This window comes from Candidatus Binatia bacterium (assembly GCA_036382395.1).
Lineage (GTDB): Bacteria > Desulfobacterota > Binatia > HRBIN30 > HRBIN30 > JAGDMS01.
The window spans coordinates 1-18,680 of record DASVHW010000209.1; the positions used below are offsets into that span (position 1 = coordinate 1).

The 18,680-nt window shown below is 63.5% G+C and carries 23 protein-coding genes; 13 read left to right on the forward strand and 10 right to left on the reverse strand.

Going from position 1 to position 18,680, the window contains the following annotated elements; translation table 11 throughout:
* From VF515_09605 to VF515_09615, 3 genes are all read left to right on the forward strand, one after another.
* Positions 1-405: transposase (locus VF515_09605; protein HEX7407890.1), on the forward strand; the 405-nt coding region annotated here is incomplete at its 5' end.
* Positions 406-944: 539 nt separating this feature from the next.
* Positions 945-1,325, forward strand: a complete 381-nt coding sequence (locus VF515_09610; protein HEX7407891.1) for a DUF559 domain-containing protein — start codon at positions 945-947, stop codon at positions 1,323-1,325.
* A 157-nt stretch (positions 1,326-1,482) separates the two neighbouring features.
* The gene (locus VF515_09615) at positions 1,483-2,835 is read left to right on the forward strand and encodes a metallophosphoesterase (protein ID HEX7407892.1); all 1,353 of its coding nucleotides are present in this window, start codon (positions 1,483-1,485) and stop codon (positions 2,833-2,835) included.
* 73 nt (positions 2,836-2,908) lie between these two features.
* On the opposite strand, the gene VF515_09620 is transcribed toward VF515_09615, so the two are convergent.
* The gene (locus tag VF515_09620) at positions 2,909-3,391 is read right to left on the reverse strand and encodes a DUF1232 domain-containing protein (GenBank protein HEX7407893.1); all 483 of its coding nucleotides are present in this window, start codon (positions 3,389-3,391) and stop codon (positions 2,909-2,911) included.
* Between the two features lie 296 nt (positions 3,392-3,687).
* Between VF515_09620 and VF515_09625 the strand changes: the two genes are divergently transcribed.
* A complete protein-coding gene (locus VF515_09625; GenBank protein ID HEX7407894.1) occupies positions 3,688-4,416 on the forward strand; it encodes an SIMPL domain-containing protein in 729 nt (242 codons plus the stop codon).
* 151 nt (positions 4,417-4,567) lie between these two features.
* Positions 4,568-5,785, forward strand: coding sequence for a 1-deoxy-D-xylulose-5-phosphate reductoisomerase (locus tag VF515_09630; protein HEX7407895.1), 1,218 nt, complete (start codon positions 4,568-4,570; stop codon positions 5,783-5,785).
* A gap of 32 nt (positions 5,786-5,817) precedes the next feature.
* Here the strand turns inward: VF515_09630 and VF515_09635 are convergent, their stop codons facing one another.
* On the reverse strand, positions 5,818-6,582 hold the full coding sequence (locus tag VF515_09635) for a hypothetical protein (protein ID HEX7407896.1): 765 nt from the start codon (positions 6,580-6,582) through the stop codon (positions 5,818-5,820).
* Between the two features lie 127 nt (positions 6,583-6,709).
* On the opposite strand from VF515_09635, the gene dksA reads away from it, so the two are divergent.
* From dksA to VF515_09665, 6 genes are all read left to right on the forward strand, one after another.
* Positions 6,710-7,075, forward strand: a complete 366-nt coding sequence (gene dksA, locus VF515_09640) for an RNA polymerase-binding protein DksA (GenBank protein HEX7407897.1) — start codon at positions 6,710-6,712, stop codon at positions 7,073-7,075.
* A gap of 175 nt (positions 7,076-7,250) precedes the next feature.
* Entirely contained in the window at positions 7,251-7,568 is a 318-nt protein-coding gene (locus VF515_09645) for a hypothetical protein (GenBank protein ID HEX7407898.1), read from the forward strand.
* Between the two features lie 84 nt (positions 7,569-7,652).
* A complete protein-coding gene (locus tag VF515_09650) occupies positions 7,653-8,249 on the forward strand; it encodes an RNA polymerase sigma factor (GenBank protein HEX7407899.1) in 597 nt (198 codons plus the stop codon).
* Positions 8,250-8,252: 3 nt separating this feature from the next.
* Positions 8,253-8,768, forward strand: coding sequence for a zf-HC2 domain-containing protein (locus VF515_09655; GenBank protein HEX7407900.1), 516 nt, complete (start codon positions 8,253-8,255; stop codon positions 8,766-8,768).
* 30 nt (positions 8,769-8,798) lie between these two features.
* Positions 8,799-9,119 (forward strand): DUF3106 domain-containing protein, encoded by a 321-nt coding sequence (locus VF515_09660; protein HEX7407901.1) that lies wholly within the window; start codon positions 8,799-8,801, stop codon positions 9,117-9,119.
* A 258-nt stretch (positions 9,120-9,377) separates the two neighbouring features.
* Complete coding sequence (locus VF515_09665; GenBank protein HEX7407902.1) at positions 9,378-9,809, forward strand: response regulator; 432 nt, start codon at positions 9,378-9,380, stop codon at positions 9,807-9,809.
* 112 nt (positions 9,810-9,921) lie between these two features.
* Here the strand turns inward: VF515_09665 and infA are convergent, their stop codons facing one another.
* The 8 genes from infA to erpA form a co-directional block, all read right to left on the reverse strand.
* Positions 9,922-10,140 carry a translation initiation factor IF-1 gene (gene infA / locus VF515_09670; protein ID HEX7407903.1) on the reverse strand — a complete coding sequence of 73 codons (219 nt, stop codon included), beginning with the start codon at positions 10,138-10,140 and terminating at the stop codon, positions 9,922-9,924.
* A 145-nt stretch (positions 10,141-10,285) separates the two neighbouring features.
* The gene (gene hemB, locus VF515_09675; GenBank protein HEX7407904.1) at positions 10,286-11,266 is read right to left on the reverse strand and encodes a porphobilinogen synthase; all 981 of its coding nucleotides are present in this window, start codon (positions 11,264-11,266) and stop codon (positions 10,286-10,288) included.
* A gap of 20 nt (positions 11,267-11,286) precedes the next feature.
* Complete coding sequence (gene cobA, locus VF515_09680; GenBank protein HEX7407905.1) at positions 11,287-12,825, reverse strand: uroporphyrinogen-III C-methyltransferase; 1,539 nt, start codon at positions 12,823-12,825, stop codon at positions 11,287-11,289.
* Between the two features lie 56 nt (positions 12,826-12,881).
* A complete protein-coding gene (gene hemC / locus VF515_09685) occupies positions 12,882-13,802 on the reverse strand; it encodes a hydroxymethylbilane synthase (protein ID HEX7407906.1) in 921 nt (306 codons plus the stop codon).
* Positions 13,799-15,079, reverse strand: coding sequence for a glutamyl-tRNA reductase (gene hemA, locus VF515_09690; GenBank protein HEX7407907.1), 1,281 nt, complete (start codon positions 15,077-15,079; stop codon positions 13,799-13,801). Before hemA ends, hemC begins: the two co-directional genes overlap by 4 nt.
* Positions 15,079-15,909, reverse strand: a complete 831-nt coding sequence (ccsA, locus tag VF515_09695; GenBank protein HEX7407908.1) for a cytochrome c biogenesis protein CcsA — start codon at positions 15,907-15,909, stop codon at positions 15,079-15,081. The genes hemA and ccsA overlap by 1 nt, the downstream gene beginning before the upstream one ends.
* A gap of 3 nt (positions 15,910-15,912) precedes the next feature.
* A complete protein-coding gene (locus VF515_09700) occupies positions 15,913-16,578 on the reverse strand; it encodes a bifunctional precorrin-2 dehydrogenase/sirohydrochlorin ferrochelatase (protein HEX7407909.1) in 666 nt (221 codons plus the stop codon).
* Between the two features lie 90 nt (positions 16,579-16,668).
* Positions 16,669-17,037 carry an iron-sulfur cluster insertion protein ErpA gene (gene erpA / locus VF515_09705; protein HEX7407910.1) on the reverse strand — a complete coding sequence of 123 codons (369 nt, stop codon included), beginning with the start codon at positions 17,035-17,037 and terminating at the stop codon, positions 16,669-16,671.
* 171 nt (positions 17,038-17,208) lie between these two features.
* On the opposite strand from erpA, the gene gspC reads away from it, so the two are divergent.
* Both gspC and VF515_09715 read left to right on the forward strand, forming a co-directional pair.
* Positions 17,209-18,081 (forward strand): type II secretion system protein GspC, encoded by an 873-nt coding sequence (gene gspC, locus VF515_09710; GenBank protein ID HEX7407911.1) that lies wholly within the window; start codon positions 17,209-17,211, stop codon positions 18,079-18,081.
* Between the two features lie 24 nt (positions 18,082-18,105).
* On the forward strand, positions 18,106-18,680 hold a 575-nt coding region (locus tag VF515_09715), incomplete at its 3' end, for a secretin N-terminal domain-containing protein (protein ID HEX7407912.1).

Below are 18,680 nucleotides of genomic sequence, written 5' to 3' on the forward strand. Positions count from 1 at the left end.
TACAGCAGCTACGACAACCTGGAGCTGGTCGAAAGCCTTGGAGCCAAGCCATTCATCCCCTTCAAGTCGAACGCGAAGGCCGTGGCGAAGTCGCACCGTCGCCCCGCGTCCAAGACGTGGACCCGGCTCTATCACTACTTCCAACTGAATCGCGAAGAGTTCTTACCGCACTATCACCGCCGCTCGAATGTCGAGAGCACATTCAGTATGATCAAGCGCGTGATCGGCGACACGCTGCGCAGCAAGGACCCGGTGGGCCAAATCAACGAGACGTTGCTGATGGTTGTGTGCCACAATATCCGGTGCCTGATCCATGAAATGATCAAACTCGGCATCACGCCGATGTTGGAAGGGACGGCCTGTGCGCCAGTTCTTGAGGCTGTGCGCCAATTACCCGCCCGGTAGCGATTGGCGCACAAAGCCCCACTTCCGGCAACGGGGGAAGGCTAGGGAGGAGGCGCGAACAGACGCGGCACTCGCACGCTGGCCCGAATCGTCGCGGCCCTAACACGGCCTCCCTAACCCTCCTCCGTTCGCGGAGATGCTCACTGGAGGAGGGAACCGGATCCGGACTCCGCCTCCGGTCCCCTCCCCTGTTGCCACTTCCGGCAACGGGGGAGGGCTAGGGAGGAGGCGCGAATGGAGGCGGCGCCACATTAGCGCAAGCTCACGCCCGCGAATTACACCGCGCCCTCACTTGCCTCCTGATTGCCGGTGGATCGCGCCGTGCGATTAAGTATCGAAAAGTCAGCAGCGGCTTGGAGACGGTCTCCACCCTGAACGGCCTCCACGCTAACCCTCCTCCGTTCGCGGAGATGCTCACTGGAGGAGGGAACCGGATCCGGACTCCACCTCCGGTCCCCTCCCCTGTTGCCACTTCTGGCAACGGGGGAGGGCTAGGGTGGAGGCGCAAACAGACGCGGCAGCTGTTATGCAATCGACCTATGTCTGAACCCCCACGCCGCCGCTGGCGATCCTCCGCGGCAGTGGAATCTCGCGCCCGCGAGTTACGCCGCGCTCTCACCCCCGCCGAGCAACAACTCTGGCATCACTTGCGGTCCCGCCAACTCGCCGGCTACGGCTTTCGGCGCCAGTACCCGGTCGGCCGCTTCATCGTCGACTTCTTTTGCCCGGCGGCAAAGCTGGTCATCGAAGTCGATGGAGATACTCACGCCGAGCAGACCGACTATGACGCCGAACGTACTCGCTGGTTGAACCAACAGAAGGGCTACACCGTACTGCGTTTCACCAATGGCGATGTGCATCGCAATCTGACGGCCGTGCTGGACGCCATCGTCGCGGCCCTGACGCGGCCTCCACCCTGAACGGCCTCCACCCTAACCCTCCTCCGTTCGCGGAGATGCTCACAGGAGGAGGGAACCGGAATCTGGTCCCCTCCCCTGTTGCCATCCTTCGACTGGGCTCAGGACAGGCCCTTCGACTAGGCTCAGGACAGGCTTCCGGCAACGGGGGAGGGCTAGGGTGGAGCCGCGGGCAGAAACCCAGAGGCATCTGGCGCAGGGGGTTGGACTTGGCTACGCTGGCAGCTCTATGTACGGCAATCTGACAGCGGGGCTGCGCCGCTTGTGGGCGCACGTGGCGCGCAGGTTCTTCGCCAATTTTTTCCGGCTGCTGCTGCTCGCCGTCAGCATCTCGCAGTGGGTGGTGCTGGGACGGCTGTCGCGCACGATCGGCTCCTTGCCCCTCGCCGCTCAGATCGCGGGGCCGCTGCTGATCTTCGCAGTCAATCGACGCCTGGCGAAGCGGACACGAGAGCAGCGACGCGACCGCGGCCCCGTAGGTGGTATGCCGCGACTGTACTACGCCGTCGCCTTCACCTGCCTGTTCTGCGTCCTCTTTCTCCTCCTCACCGACGCCATGTGGATGGGTGCCAAGGTCCTTCTCGGCGCCATCGCCGTCGAAGCCCGCACCACTCACCACGCCGGCCTCCGCATCGATCCGGAACTCGGTCCCGCCTTCCACTGGCTGGCAAACGCCGGCATGGCCGCCGTCACCATCGCCTTTGCCTACGGCTACACCATCGGCCAGATCCGCCTGCGGGTACGCCGCTTCACCCTGCCCTTGCTCCACTGCCCGCCGTCGTGGAATGGGCTGCGCATCGCCCAGATCAGCGACATCCACATTGGGCAAAACATCGATCGATCACAACTTGAAGGCTTCGTGGCGCGCGTCAACGGCCTCGATCCAGACCTCATCTGCATCACCGGCGACATCGCCGACTCGCCGACGGCGGACTTGGACGGTTTCCTGCCGGTGCTGGCTGGACTGCACGCCACACACGGCGTGTTCGCCATCCTCGGGAACCACGATCACTACGCCGGCGCTGATCACGTCGAGGCCTCACTGCGCCGGCTCACTTCATTCACGGTACTCCGGGACCAGAAGACCGCCATCGAGGTCAAGGGACAGCAGCTCCACGTCGTCGGGCTGGACGACCATGGACGCGACTGGGCGCGCGGCGAAACGATGGTTCCCCATCTCGACGCCGCGCTGGCAACGGTACCGGCGGATGAGCCCGTGCTGCTCCTCTCCCACCGCCCGGACGTCTTCCCGCAAGCCGCCGCGCGCGGCGTCGCGCTGACGCTGGCCGGCCACACACACGGGGGCCAACTCGGCATGCCGTGGTTCGACGGCCGCATCCGCAACCTGGCCGAGTTCATCACCGACTTCGACCGCGGGCTCTACGAACGCGCCGGCAGTTATCTGTACGTCAACTGCGGCCTCGGCGTGACCGGGCAGCGCATCCGCCTCAACACACCGCGCGAGATCCTGATCATCGAAGTCCAAAACGCCGCCGCCGCGCTCGCCGCCTGAGCCACACCCGCGGCTCACCAGCGCTGACGTCTGTTGTGTGTCCGCCGATGCTGACGATTGCCAGCAGGTGCCGTCAGACGTGCGCAAGCCGTTCGACCGCCGCCGCGTGCGCCACTACGAGGGAAGGCGGACAGAAGTATAAGAAGGCCTTGGTCATCACCACGGCAACGAGCACATCATCGATAAATCCCGGCACCAGAGTCGTGTCCGGAATCAGGTCGGACGGCAGCAGCCAATACGCCAACCCCAACGCCAGGAACACCCGCGCCGAGTACGGCGTGTGGCGATCAAGCACAATCCTGAAGAACGTCCGAAGGCCGTGACCGAGATAGAGGGACAGCGTTCCCGGCATTTCTCGTCTCAGACGGAACATCCGCCTATCGACAACCGACGCGAGCGCAACCACCCCGATGAACAGCGCGATGGACAGGCCGGTCCACAACCAGAACATTCCCACATCGCCCAGAAACAACAAGAGCCGGTTGATCGAGTGCCCGGCATGCGTTGCCAATCGGTGCGCAGACGGCAACAAGATTGGCGCAGACGTGGTGCTCATCACCGGCCACGGCGGCGGTAAGGCCCCCGTAGCGGCCGACGCAGCGGCCGCGCAGGTGGATATGATCAGCAAAGCCTCGCCGCTCACCCCAATACAACGCCAGTCTCTGAGATGCTCGCACACAGCGTACTTCCGGCCGCTCACGCCGCAATAATATCCGGAACGGGTACTGATACGCAACGAAATCCGTCACCGAAGTCTCCGATAATTTGCAGTGGCCCCGCCATCACCGCCAGCAGATTTCGCCGGACACTCGTGCTAGCCTCGGGATGAAATCAGCCTGGAAGGGAGTTGCCATGTACAAGTCCGCCGTAAACTGGTTGCTCGTCATCGCCAGCTTCTTCGCCATAGCCGTACCCGCGGCAAGGGCGGAAGAAAAGGCCACGGAGAACCGCCGAACCATCTCCGTCAGCGGGCAGGGAGAGGTAACCGCCTCACCGGATCTGGCGATTCTCAGCGTCGCGGTGGAGACAACCGGGCCCAAAGCTTCCGGGGCGGTGAGTGAGAATGCGAAGCGTAGCGCGGCCGTGACGTCCGCCGTGAAGGCCCTGATCGGCAAGGACGACAGGGTGACCACCTCGCGCTACTCGCTCGAGCCGCGCTACCAACCGGTCAAACCTGGGGAACTCACGGAGCCTCGCATCACCGGCTACGTCGCGCGCAATGAAGTGCAGGTGGAGACCCACAAGGTCGACAACGTCGGGGCGCTGATTGACGCCGCCAACGACGCCGGCGCCAACCGCATCAGCGGCCTGCAGTTCACCCTATCGAATCGCAACGACCAGCTGCGAGCCGCCTTGGAAAAGGCCGGGGCGGAGGCACAGGCGCAAGCCCAGAGTGTCGCCAAGGCCTTGGGCGTGCGGCTCAAAGAAGTCGCCTCGGCCACGACGTCGACGGGTCCGGTGGTACAGCCACGCTACTTCGAGCGCGGCATGGCGGCCATGGAGGCCCGGGCACCGACATCCATCGAACCCGGAACCGTTTCCGTATCGGCCACGCTGCAGGTCACCTACAACATCGAGTGAGTCCGCAGGACGCTCTCATTGCCGCTGCGGTTGGTCAGGTCTCGGACAGTTGGTATGACACCCGTCGTGAAGGCCAAAGCGAGCTCTGGAACGCCGCTTCCCGCGCCGTGGAGTGAGCGGCCGGTTCCGTGATAGGGTGCGACGTCACGTTATGAAACGCCTGGCCATCCTCGGTTCGACCGGCTCGATCGGTGTCACCACGCTCGACCTGGTCGCGCGTTTCCCCGATCGCTTCGAAATCACCGCCCTCGGGGCCGGCAGGAACGTCGATCGTCTGGCCGAGCAAGTGCGCCGCTTTCGGCCGAGCCTCGTTGCGGTCCAGGACAGCCAGGCGGCGCTGGAGCTGCAGAAGCGGATTCCGGAATACCGCGGTCGGATCACCTACGGAGCTGAGGGCATGGAGGCAGTGGCGACCGCGCCGGGCACCGAGCTGGTGGTATCGGCTCTGGTCGGCGCGTTGGGGCTGCTCCCCACGCTGCGCGCCATCGAGGCCGGCAAGCACGTGGCGCTGGCCAACAAGGAGGTGTTGGTGCTCGGCGGCGAACTGGTGACCCGGGCGGCCGCAGCCGCCGGTGTCCGACTGCTGCCGCTCGACAGCGAGCACAATGCCATCTTCCAGGCGCTACGCGGACACCGGGAAGAGGACGTGCGGCGCATCATCCTCACGGCATCCGGCGGCCCATTTTTGCACCGCTCGCTTCCCGAGCTGCGCGCCGTGACACGGGAGGACGCTTTGCGGCATCCGACCTGGAAGATGGGCGACAAGATTACCATCGACTCCGCCACGCTGATGAACAAGGGCCTCGAGGTTATCGAGGCGCACTGGCTCTTCGGGCTGCCGGCGGAACGCATCCATGTCGTCATCCACCCCCAGAGCATCGTCCATTCCATGGTCGAGTACATCGACGGCTCAGTCCTCGCCCAGATGGGTATCCCCGACATGTCGATCCCGATCTCGTACATTCTCGCTTACCCTGACCGGCTGCCGCTGGATCACCTACCCGTACTCAATCTGCCGCAGGCGCCGGCACTGGAATTCGGCGAGCCGGACGAAGCGAAGTTTCCGTGCCTCGCGCTCGCCTACCAGGCCTTGCACGCCGGCGGCACGGCACCCGCGGTGCTCAACGCGGCCAATGAGGTCGCGGTCGCCGCGTTCCTGGCCGGAGCCATACCGTTCCTGGAGATCCCGCGCCTTCTGAGCCAGGTGATGGAGGCGCACGATCCCGCACCCGCTGACGGGCTGGAGCGACTCCTCGCAGCCGATCACTGGGCTCGGACCCAGGCACGGAAGCACCTGCCCGCCGACACCGCACAGCTCGCGGCAGGGTGGCTCGAGCCCATCAGGAGGGCAGGGGGTCCTGGCTTCTGACCCCGGGCCTACCGGCTCTACCGTTGGCACACTCAGCCTGGTTGCCATTCGAACACGGCATGGGTGTCGCCGTAGAAGAAATCGATGTCTGGCCGCTGCCGGCGGGCATTCTCGGCGCCAATTCGCATCTGCCTGGTCGCCAGATCAGCCAGCATATGCGCCCGGTACCGCAACCAGCGCCGCTGGAATGCCGCGCCGAACTCGCCACGCTGGGTTCGTGCAATCAGATGCATCCAACCGTCCCGCTCAATCAGATCGGCATCCAGCGCGTTGTGCGGCTGCGCTACGAACTCGGCAAACCACAGAGCGGCCTGATTCGACGCACAGCGCAACAGGGGCACCGGCCGGTGCGAGGGCACATGTTCGTCGAAGACCAGATCGCCACAGGAGACGCACAATTGCACGAGGACAGGCTGGCCACTGAAGAGCTGACGCGCCAGCCTGGCGCGCAACCTCGGTAGCGGCCAGCGAACGCCCGTCCGCCGCTCCGCCCCCTGCTGGCCCGCATAACCCTGCGCGGCGACGCGCACGACGTCGAGGAAGGCACGGTTGCGGTCCGGCCAGCGGCTGTAGATTCCATCTGCCTCGATGCGCCCCACGGAATCGATGCGTGCAAGCAAAAACTCCTGGAGGCGCAGCGGCAACGGGTAGCGGAAAATGACGTACGCGAGGTCCGCGTGCCGGCGGGGCGTGTGATCCCCGCCCCACCCCTCGCAGCTTGCCCGTGTCGTCACCCCCGGGATCCGGTTCAAGGCGTCAACGATCTCGCGCACCCCCGTATCAATGCGGGCGTCCAAGGGCACGCCGCCAGGGTACGTCCGAGCGGCTGTCTTCTGCAAGCGGCGAGCCGGCGGAATCCGGCCGTCAGCTATCTTTACACACAGAAACGCCGATGGTAGGGGTAATGCTCTTGGAGGCAATGCAGTGAATCAGCGGCAGTTGAAGCCGTTCCATAAGCTGTTGGTGGCACGCCGCCAGGAGTTGTTGGCCGAGGCGTTGCGAACAGTCGATGGGATGACCGACAGCAAAGAAACCTTCCCTGATCCAACGGACCGGGCCTCGCTCGAATCGAATCGGAACGCCATGTTGCGCATTCGGGATCGTGAACGGAAGCTGATTGCCAAGATTGACGAAGCCCTCCAACGCATCAGTGACGGCAGCTACGGCCTGTGCGAGGCCTGCAGCGGGCCGATCGGTCTGGACAGGCTGAGGGCCCGGCCGGTCACCACACGGTGCATCGACTGCAAGTCGGATCAAGAAGCGCAGGAACGGCGCCTGCGCGGCCTGTGAAAGCACGTCCGGGCTCGATACACAAACCATGAAGCGCCCGTAAGTACCTGAAAAACAGCGTCTTTGTTGGCAAATACGACTAATTTCCTTCGCCCTTTTGTCGCTGTCACAAATTCATGCTACAAGACCACCGTCTGGAAACAAGTATTAGCGGACAGAAGGTGAGAGGTCGCCTGTGGCGCGTGTCGATTCGACGATTCTGCATGAAATCGTACGTATCATCCAAGCGCGTGCCAAAGTGCCGGAACGGGTTCGGCTGCAAAAGCGCGACTATCAACTAACCTATCTTGATGACCACCGCCAGCGCATCGAAGAGGCCTTACGGCGTCACGATGCTGACCGGCTCAACATGCTATTCGGACAGCTCGCCAGTAAAGTGAAATACCAATTGTTGCGCCGCGTCGCCGCCCGGCAGAAACCAAAAGCTCGCGCGCAAATACCGGCCGGTCGAGCTTCCCGAAGTCCGCAGCGCAAACAGGCGAGATCGCGCTGACCGGCGCCGCAGCCGCGCGCCGCACATAGGGGGACTGACCTCGCTCCCCTACCGCAACTTGGAACCTTCTGGCACGTTTAACCAGTGAGTACGCCATTGGACAGCGAGGCGGATGCGGATGTGCAACTCATGCTGGCGGTGCAGCAGGACGATCAGGCCGCGTTCCACCAGCTGTTCGAAAAACATATCGCAGGAGTAATTGGTTTCGCCATGCAGTTGGTTGGAAACCGTGCACGGGCTGAGGAGTTGGCGCAGGATGTGTTCCTCCAGATCTATAGGACGCGAGCGCGGTATGTTCCCCTTGCCCGCTTCAAGACCTGGCTCTACCGGATGGTGACCAACGCCTGTTTGAGCGAGCTCCGCCGGCCGGAATATCGCGCCCGAGTCCAGCCGATCGATCATCCGGTCAGGGACGATGCCGGCGATCCGCCACCGGTCGCCGAAGCCTCGACACAGAGCGGTGAGGAAACCTTGCTGGACCGTGAGGCAGTCGAGAGGTTACAAGCAGCCGTGGCACACCTGCCGCCGCAGCAACGCGCCGCCTTGCTGCTGGCGAGGGTGAACGGACTTTCGTACGACGAAGTGGCGGCGAGTCTGTCGTCCTCAGTCTCAGCAGTGAAGAGTCTCATCCATCGTGCCACCGTCACGCTGCGCCAGCAGATGCAGGAGGAGAATGTGTAGGGCATGGCAAGCTGTTGGGTTGTCCGGAGGAATTTAACTGCGTGGGTCGATGGTGAGTTGCCGCGCCGGAAGGCGGAACCTCTCGAACGGCACCTCACGGGCTGCGCGGCGTGCTCGGCCGAGGCAGAAGGGCTGCGTGCCGCCATCGGCTGGCAGCGGCAGATCCTGCCTCGCGTCGCCACGGCGGCGGAGTTCGACTCCGGGCCGTTGCACGCCAAGCTGCAGCGCGCACTGGCGGCCGAAGCTGATGGCCGCGCGTCAGCGTGGAGGTGGCTCTTCCGTCCGGTTGCCATCGCCGGCGCCGTGGTGACGGCTGTGGTCGTACTCTTTTTTTCCGTCATGGGTGGTCCGAAGGCGGTGTTGATCCCACTGGGTGTGGAACCACCCCCTGTGGCCGTGACGAGTGACCCGGACTTGTTCGAGAACTACCAGGTTATCCAGCACCTGGACGCGCTGGAGAACTTCGACAATGTCGAGTCGGTACCGTTGGATGATGATCAACCCGTGCACCAAGGGTGATCCGGCCGGATGAGCGCACGCGGGGCGACTATGGCACTACTGGTGATGGGCGCCTTGTGCGCGGTCGTGTCCGCCGTCCCGGCACGCGTGCTCGTGGCGGAACGCTGGCACGACTTGAGCCCGAAGCAACGGTACCGGACGCTGCAGAATTATTGGCGCCATCAGCAGCTCCCGGCGGATCGCCAGCGCGATATCGAGCAGCGTTACAAGCGCTGGCGCGGCATGTCACCCGATGAACGGGCTCGTATCCAGCAGAATTACGAGCGTTTCCGCCAACTGCCCCCCGAGGAGCGCGAGCGCTTCCAGCGCAAGTACGACAAGTGGCGCCAACACGGTGAGTCGCGGCATTGACCACGGGCAGCGGGCGAGGTGACGTGCGGTTTGCGTAGTTCATTCTCAGGGTCGCGGCTCGCAACTGTCGATTTATATGCTGAGTGCCGCCAACAACCTGACGGATTGAGCATGTCAGGGCGCTGAAAACCATACATTGCCAGCCGCACACCGGCGGGACCTAGCTGGAACGGCATTTGCCAAAGCATTCTGGTGAAAGGTCGTAGGTCTAAAATGATGACAGCGCCATCAATTGAACCAACCAACGGAACTGTCCTCGTGGTCGATGACACCCTGGACAATCTGATCCTCACCGTACGTTCTCTACAGAGAGCCGGCATTAACTCTCTCGCCGCATCGCGAGGCTTGCAGTGCTTGGAGATCGCCAAGAACAGACACGTCGACGTGATTCTGCTCGATCTCATCATGCCGGAGTTGGACGGCTGGGGCACGCTGGCGGCATTGCGGCACGACCAGACTACGCGAGACATTCCCGTCATCATGTTTTCTTGCGACGACCGCCTGGCGGTTCGAGAGCGCGCCATGAAGGAGGGTGCGGTCGATTTTCTTCCACGCCCGGTGATGCCCGATATCTTGCTGGCGTGCGTTCAAATGCACCTCCGAGCGGTGGCCAGGGCGCGGGCACTTGAGGTCATGGATCGGGAACTGGACTCGACGTTGTCCCGTGCCGCGGCAGCGTTCGGTCCGTAGCGGCCCCCGCATTTCTGCCTTACCGCTGTGACCACCACCAGGCAGACTCAAGCTGTCTGATGGACCGGCTTCCCCACCGAAGGAAACATGTAGTTCAGTGGGAAAAGGCCGCCTAGGGGCTGCGGTACACGATCAAGCCGTGCGTCGGATCGTAGGGTGACACCGCAACTGTGACTCGATCCCCAGGAATGACCTTAATGTGGAAGCGGCGCATCCGGCCACTGATTTTGGCCAAGAACTGTTGCCCCTTGTCTGATTCAACTCGAAATTGGCCGCCCGCCAGGACCTCTCTTACGGTACCTTCGATCTGAATCAAGTCTTCACGACTCACACAATACCCCCTTCGCCACTGAGAGTATTCCTCTACGGCCGTTCACCGCTGAGGCGTCACACCTGAGTCTGGAAGCAGGAGATATTCATTCGCGCGGTATAGCAAACCAGCGCGACAGCTGCTCCGGCCGATGCCACCGCAGACATCATCTTCCTTTCGCCAGCAACCGCGCGGCGTCCTTGGCAAAATACGTCAGGATCATGTCGGCGCCGGCACGGCGAATGGCGACGAGCATTTCCATCATGACGCGCTCTTCGTCGAGCCAGCCGTTCTGTGCTGCGGCCTTGATCATGGCGTATTCACCACTGACATTGTACGCCGCCAGGGGATGTCCGAATGTCTCCTTCACCCGCCAGATGAGATCGAGGTACGGCAGCGCCGGCTTGACCATCACGATATCAGCACCTTCGTCGATATCGAGTTGCACCTCGCGTAGCGCCTCCTCGGCGTTCGGCGGATCCATCTGGTACGAGCGGCGGTCGCCGAACTGTGGAGCCGATTCCGCCGCCTCACGAAACGGGCCGTAGAATCCCGAGGCGAATTTTGCCGCGTACGCCATGATCGGAATCTGATCGAAGCCTTCCTCGTCGAGCGTCTCGCGGATCATACCGATGCGCCCATCCATCATGTCCGACGGAGCCACCATGTCCGCCCCGGCTTTGGCGTGTGACAGGGCCTCTTTCGCCAGCAGATCCAAGGTGGCGTCGTTGTCCACATCGCCGTCGACCACCACGCCGCAGTGGCCGTGATCGGTGTACTCGCACAAGCACACGTCCGTAATGAGCAGCAGATTCGGCACCTGCTTCTTGAGGGTGCGCAAGGCCTGCTGCACGATCCCATTCTCGGTGTATGCACCCGAACCGGCGCTGTCCTTAGTCTCAGGAATCCCGAACAAGATGATCGCCGGAATGCCGAGGTCTCGGATCTCCTTGCACTCCTCCACCAAGCGATCGACCGAAAGCTGCGCCACTCCCGGCATGCTGGCGACGGGTTTGTTCACCCGCGTGCCAGGCACCACAAAGAGCGGCATAATCAGATTGTCAACGCCCAGTCGTGTCTCCCGAACCATGCGGCGGAAATTCTCGTTCTGCCGCAAACGCCGGGGTCGGTACTCGGGAAATTCCATACGATCTCCTCCGTCGGGGCCTACTCAGCCCGCCTGATCGGCCGGGGGGCTTCCGTATAATAGCGCAGAATCGCCTCGACAAAGGCAGCGATCGTATACGCGCTCGGTTGAATGTCCACCCGCATGCCGTAGCGGTGGGCGGTGGCGGCGGTGACCGGTCCAATGCAGCCCACCGTGGCATGAGCCAGCACCTGCGCCAGATCCTCTTTGAAGATCGCCACGAAATTCTGCACCGTGCTGGAGCTGGTAAAGGTGATGAGGTCGGCCCCACCGCCGAGCAGTTCCGCCCGCAGCTCGGTGGCGACGCCCGACGGCAGCGCCGTCGTGTAGGTCGCGATGTCTTCCACCGTCGCCCCGTGCTCTCTCAGCTGCACCGGCAAGACGTCGCGCGCGCCAGCAGCGCGCGGCAGCAGGATGCGTTTGCCGGCCACGCCACCTTGCACGAGCGCGGCCACGACCGCCTCGGCACGGTACTCGTCGGGAATCATCTCGACGCGCAGGCAGTATCGCTGCAGGGCCTTCGCGGTCTGCGGGCCGATGGCGGCCACACGGGCGCGATGCCAGTCCCGCACGTCGGCGCCGATCGCCTGCAGCCGGTCGAAGAAGACGCGCACGCCGTTGACGCTGGTGAACACCACCCAGTCGAAATCAGCGACCCGACGGATGGCGTCGTCCAGCGGCGCACAAGTGGGGGGCGGAACGGTCTCGATGGTCGGGAACGGGATGACCTCGGCGCCCCAGGCTTCCAGCTGTTCGGCGAACTCCGCCGCCTGCGCCCGCGGGCGCGTGATGACGATGCGGCGGCCGAAGAGCGGCTTGCGCTCGAACCAGTTCAGCTTCTCGCGCAGCCGCACCACCTCACCCACCACGGCGATGGCTGGCGGCCGCAGGTGCTGCGCTTCGGCCAGCGCGGCGATCGTGCCGGCTGTACCGACGATCGTTTGCTGATCCGCCCGCGTCCCCCAACGGATCACCGCCACGGGCATATGGGGCGTGAGACCGCTGGCCATCAACTTGTCCAGGCTCGACCGCAACTGTCGTGTCGCCATGAGGATCACCAGCGTGCTACCGCTGCGCGCCAGCTCGGCCCAGCGCACCGCCGGCTCTTCCTTCGTCGGATACTCGTAGCCGGTGGTGAAAATCACGTTTGAAGCAAACAGCCGGTGCGTCAGCGGTATACCGGCATACGCCGGGACGGCAATCGCCGACGACACCCCCGGAACAATTTCGAAGTCCAAGCCCGCGTCGCGGATGGCCTCCGCTTCTTCCGCGCCGCGGCCGAAAATGAACGGATCGCCACCTTTCAGGCGTACCACAATCCGGCCTGCCCGCGCGTGATCGACAGTCAGCTTGGTGATCACCTCCTGTTCGACGCGGCTCCCGCCTCCATGCTTGCCCACCAGGAGCCGTAGCGCCCGGGGCGAGGCGTAGTCGAGCAGGCGCGGGTTGGCCAGGTAATCGTAGATCACCACGTCCGCCTGCTCGAGACAGCGCTTGCCTTTCAGGGTGAAAAGGCCGGGATCGCCCGGGCCTGCGCCCACCAGATATACCTTACCCATTACCGGGGACCTCGATCTCGTCGCCGCGAGAGCGCCGCACCCCCACCCTGCCCGGCCTAACCGGCCTGCAGCGCTCGCAAGATCTCGGCGCCGCCTTTGCCAAGCAACTCCTCCGCCAATTCGACGCCGATCGCCTCGCCATCGGCGGCCGCGCCGCGGCGTTCGCCGCGCACGACCTGCTGACCGTCGGGGCTGGCAATGAGGGCGCGCAGCTCGATGGTCTCCTTCGAGATCGTGGCGTACGCCGCGAGCGGCGTACGGCACGAGCCGCCGGCCCGCGTGAGGAAGGCGCGCTCGGCGGTGACGGCGATGCGGGTGAGTGCGTCGTCGAGCGGCGCCAACACGTCCGCGGTTTCGTCGGCGCGGCTTTCGATGGCAAGCGCACCCTGGCCGACGGCGGGAACGAAGTGTAGCGGGTCGAAGAAGGCGAGGCCGCTGCGCTTGATGCCCAGCCGGTTCAGACCTGCGGCCGCGAGAATGACCGCGCCAAACTGGCCACTGTCCAGCTTGCGCAGGCGCGTGTCCACATTGCCGCGAAGATTCATGACCTCGAGGTCGCCGCGGGCCGCACGGATCAGGGCCATCCGCCGCAGGCTGCTGGTCCCGACGCGGGCACCAGGCGGCAGCTCTTCGAATCGTGCCCCATCGCGCGTGATCAGCACATCCCGTACGTCTTCGCGCGGCGGAATAGCGGCCATCACCAAACCCGGGGCCAACTCACCCGGCACGTCCTTCATCGAGTGCACGGCGCAGTCGATGGTCCGCGCCTGCAGCGCTTCTTCGATCTCTTTGACGAACAGCCCCTTGCCGCCGATGGCGCTGAGCGGTTGTTCGACGAAGCGGTCACCCGAGGTGGTGATGGTGACGAGTCCGACGTCCCATCCGGGCAGCTGTCTCTGGATGCAACCCTGTACCCAGCGCGACTGTGTCAGTGCCAGTTGGCTGCCGCGTGTCCCGATGCGAATCGTGCGTTTCACTGGTCGTCTGCCTCCTCGACATCGAACAGTAATCGCGCCGCGGCAACATAGAAGGCTTCATGTTCTCGCTGGTGCTGCTTCAAATGCGTAATGGGTGCATGCAGGATCTTGTTCACGATGGCGGCCGTCATCGCTTCGAGGGCCTCACGTTCGCGTGGCGACAGGTCGCGCAACGTCGGCAAGGTCTTCTCCAACTCCCCCTTACGGATGGCTTCCATCTTGTCCCGCAGCGCCACAATGGTCGGTACCGCGTCGAGTGACCGGAGCCATTTCCAAAACGCATCGACCTCTGCTTCCACGATGGCTTCGGCCTTCTCGGCTTCACGGCTGCGCTCTTCGCGGTTGACCTGGGCGACGCCACCGAGGTCATCGATGTCATACAGATACACGTTATCGATGTCGTTGATGGCGGGATCAAAGTTGCGCGGCACGCTCAGATCGATGAGGAACATGGGACGATAGTTGCGCCCACGGAGCACCTCTTGGACCCGTGCCGGAGTGAGGATGTAGCCGTCGGCGGCGGTGGAACCGATGACGACATCGGCCGTCTGCAGATAACGGGGAAAGTCTTCGAACGGCACCGGTGTGCCATGGAACTCACGCGCCAGCTCGACGGCGCGGTCGAAGGTGCGGTTGGCCACGACCAGGCTGCGCACGCCGTGCGCCAGCAGGTGCCGCGCCGCCAGCTCGCTCATGGTGCCGGCGCCGAGGAGCAGCGCCGTCTTGTCCTCGAGGCGGTCGAAGATCTTCGACGCCAACTCGACGGCGGCTGCACTCACCGATACGGCCTTGCTCGCCACCCCAGTCTCGGTACGCACGCGTTTGGCCACACTGAACGACTTGTGGAAACAGCGGTGCAGGACCGTTCCGGCGCTTCCGGCGCTGGCGGCGTGGGTGTAGGAATCTTTGAGCTGCCCGAGGATCTGCGGCTCGCCGACCACCATGGAGTCGAGGCTGGCCGCAACACGAAACAGATGCCGCACCGCTTCACGCCCACGGTACACCGAAAGGTGCTCACTCAACTGTTCGCGGGCGATGCGCTCGCCGGAAGCGAGAAACTCCGTCAGCGCCTCGATCGCACTGTCACCGTCCTTGGTGGCAACGACAACCTCGACACGATTGCACGTCGACACAATGACGCCCTCGTCGACCGGACGCAACGTCGCCAACTCTCGCAGCCCCTTTTCCAGCAGCCCGTCGCTGAAGGTCAGGCGCTCCCGGATCTCCACCGGAGCCTTGCGGTGATTGACGCCGACGATCAGTACTTCGCGTTCCATCAATCGAATGTCCCAGTGTGCTTGCCTGGGAAGATGAGATTCACGCCGAGAAACGAGACAACGAGCACGATGAAGCCGACGATGGTCAAGGCGGCGGCTTTGCGGCCGCGCCAGCCTGTGGTGCGCGCGTGCAGCAAGAGCGCGTACAGCATCCAGGTGATCACGGACCCCAGCTCCACGGGCTGCCAGGACCACAGGGCTCCCCAGGTTTCCTTTGCCAGCAACGACCCGGTGATGATGCCGATGGTAAAGAGGGCAAATCCCCAGGTCACGAAACGGTGGTTGAGCCTGTCGAGGGTCTCGAGCGACGGCAAGCGGCGGAAGAGATCGCTCTTGCGCTTGGCTTTGAGCTGTTTCTCCTGCAGCAGATAGATCAAGCTCAGGCAGAAGGCGATGGCGAAGATGGCGTATCCAAGAAACGCCGGAGCGACGTGCGCCGGCAACCAGACGTTCTGCAGCTGCTCGGGCAGCTCGGCCGTTGGGCTATTGAACGCATAGGCCGAGAGCGTGAACAGAAAAGCCAGGGGCGTGACCAGCGTGCCGACGACCGTGAGGTTGGCGCGCTGCGCCAGCACCAACGCCATCACCAAATAGGCGCCGACCATGATGCAAGCGATGAACGACAGCTCCTCTTGGAAGGTCGTGATCGCCCCATATCCAAGCAGCACCGCCCGCACCGACAAGGAGAGCGCATGCACCCCGAACGCACAGCCGAGCAGGGCTAACGCCCACCGCCGCATCGACTCCTGCCCCGCAATCACGTGCACGATGCATGTCACCGTGCTCAGCAGGTAAAACGCTAGCGCATGCGCCAGCAGAACATTGGCCATCGTTCAGCTTAGCTCCATACCCAGGGTGGCGAGCGAAACCCCGTCTCCCACCGTTTCGGCCAACAACCGATCCACCAGATGCATCTGTCCTTCACGTAGATAATCGAGCAGCGACGAATTTGCCAGGGTGGACAAAATACGTTGGCGCTCCGCCGCCGGGCGTGACTGCCCCGCCAGGCGTTCCCGCAGGCGGCGGAGTAACTGTAACGCCACATCATACTCGGGGCCGAAGGCGCCCTGCAAATCCTGGCGTATCCGCTTGGCCAGCGCTGGACTCGCACCACCCGTCGAGGTCGCAACCACCAGGTCGCCCCGCTCCACCACCGCGGGCGCAATGAAGTCGCACAACTGCGGACGGTCCACCACGTTCAAGAGCACACCGGCATCTCCGGCTTCACCGACCACCTGCTGTTGTACGTGCGCATCGTCTGTGGCGGCGTAAGCGAGGAAGCAGTCGTGGAGATCGCCACGGGCATAGGGGCGCCCCTGGTGCTCGATCTCCGAGGTGGCCGCGAGGGCCGCGATGCGCGGCGTCACTTCTGGGCTGATCACGGTCACACGCGCCCCCGCCCGGAGCAGCGATTCCACCTTTTGTTCTGCGACTTTTCCGCCACCAACAACGACACAGCGCCGACCGGCTACCCGCAAAAACACTGGGTAGTACTTCATCGCCCGAATGCTAGCACAAGTCGTACGGACGCGAGAATCTCAATCAAACAGGTGATCGGACAGCTGGCAGGCACACACGCCGCGCGGCGCTTAGGCAGAGAACGAAGAGCCGCAACCGCAGGTGCGGGTGGCTTTGGGGTTGAGAAACTTGAATCCCGCTCCGTGCAGGCCCTTGACGTAATCGATCGTCGTCCCGGCAAGATACTGGGCGCTCGTCGCATCCACCACTAGCCGAACGCCATTGATCTCGACGACGGTGTCGTCAGGACGCGTCGTGTTGTCGAAATTCAGGCTATATTGAAATCCCGAGCAACCGCCACCGACCACGGATACCCGCAGGGCGTGATCCGCCAGGCCTTCGCGCCGCATCGCCGCTTTCACCATCTCGGCCGCTGTCTCGGTCAACTGGAGCGTGGCCCCCACGTCTGGCACGCCGCTCTGTTCGGTCTCCGAGCTCACATGCTCCTCCATCGACTTCCCCTGTTCCCTCACGATTTAAGCTTGCTGCGACTTGAAGGTTCTGAAACCTTGTTCGTCTGTAAACGTATCCAGGGCATCGCCTTGTGTCAACCGGGCGGTGCTTTGCTTGAATTTGTACGGACCTTTCGACTATAGAGACCCCGGCCCAGCATGAAGATTTCACCACAACATCTCGTTGGGGTTAACCTAGCTCTGCTAGCGTTGATCGCGTACTGGGGTGCCTCGACCGTCAGCACGGCAGTGGCGGCAAAACTCAGTCCGCCTCCGCAGGTTCGTCTGAGCCAGCCGCCGCCGCCCATCGCGCGCGAACCGCGCCGTCCGGCCACGTACTACGCCAGCATCCACACCCGCGACATTTTCAACTCGGCCAAGCCGGAGGCGGAGAAACCGCCAGAACCGCCCAAGCCGACCGAACTGAAGCTCAAGCTCTGGGGCGTGGCCGTGCACACTGGAGGTGCGTCCCATTGCATCATTGAAGATCTGACCACACACAAGCAGGACGTCTACGGGATCAAGGACAAGGTTCCCGGGAACGCGACGGTCAAGTCCGTCGAATGGGATCGCGTCATCCTGGACCGCGACGGGCAGGACGAGATCCTCGAATTGGCCCAGGCCCAGGGGGCGCCGCCCCGCCCGGCGCCCGCCGTGGCGGCAGCCCAGCCCGGTCAGACGGGGAACCCCCACATCCGCAAGGTGAGCGACACCCAGTACAGCATCGATCGCAGCGAGGTGGATTCGGCCTTGGACAACATGAGCCAGCTGTTCACCCAGATTCGCGCGGTGCCGCACTTCGAAGGCGGGCAATCGACGGGGTTTCGCCTCTTTGCGATTCGCCAGAACAGTCTCTTCGACAACATCGGGTTGCGAAACGGGGATATCATCCAGAGCATCAACGGCACCGAGATCAACGATCCCCAACGCGCGCTGGGCCTGATCAACGAGTTGCGCAACGCGTCAGAGCTGAATGTTCTTATTAATCGCAACAAAGAACCAGTGAGCCTGCAGTTGAAAATCGGCGGGTGAAGCTTTCGATCGAAGAGGGGTGGCATGCGGCAATTGGTTATACGCTTTTTTGCCCTGAGCTGGTTGGCGCTGGGGTTTTCGTCGTACGTGTCAACGTTGGCCTGGGCACAAGGGGCACCCACACCGCCGAGCGCGACTGACGCGCAGGGCGGCCAGCGGTCGATCACGATGGACTTCCAGGACGTCGACATCGCCGTGCTGGTGAAGTTCATCAGCGAGCTGACCGGCAAGAACTTCATCGTCGACGAGAAGGTGCGCGGCAAGATCACCATCATCTCCCCCGCCAAGATCTCCGTCGATGAAGCTTATCTCGTCTTCCTGTCGGTCCTGCAGGTGAAGGGCTTCACGACCGTCCCGGCCGGGTCCATCACCAAGATCGTCTCGACCAAGGAGGCCAAGAGTTCGACCATCCGCACCGTCAACCCCAATGGGTCACCGGCTGCCACCGACGAGTACATCACCCGCTTGATCCCGCTCAAGTACGTCGACGCAAGCAACATGGTCGCCATCCTCCAGCCGTTGATCTCGCCCGACGGGCTGTTGGCGGCGTACGCTGCCACCAATACGCTGATCCTGATCGACACCGCAGCGCAAACCGA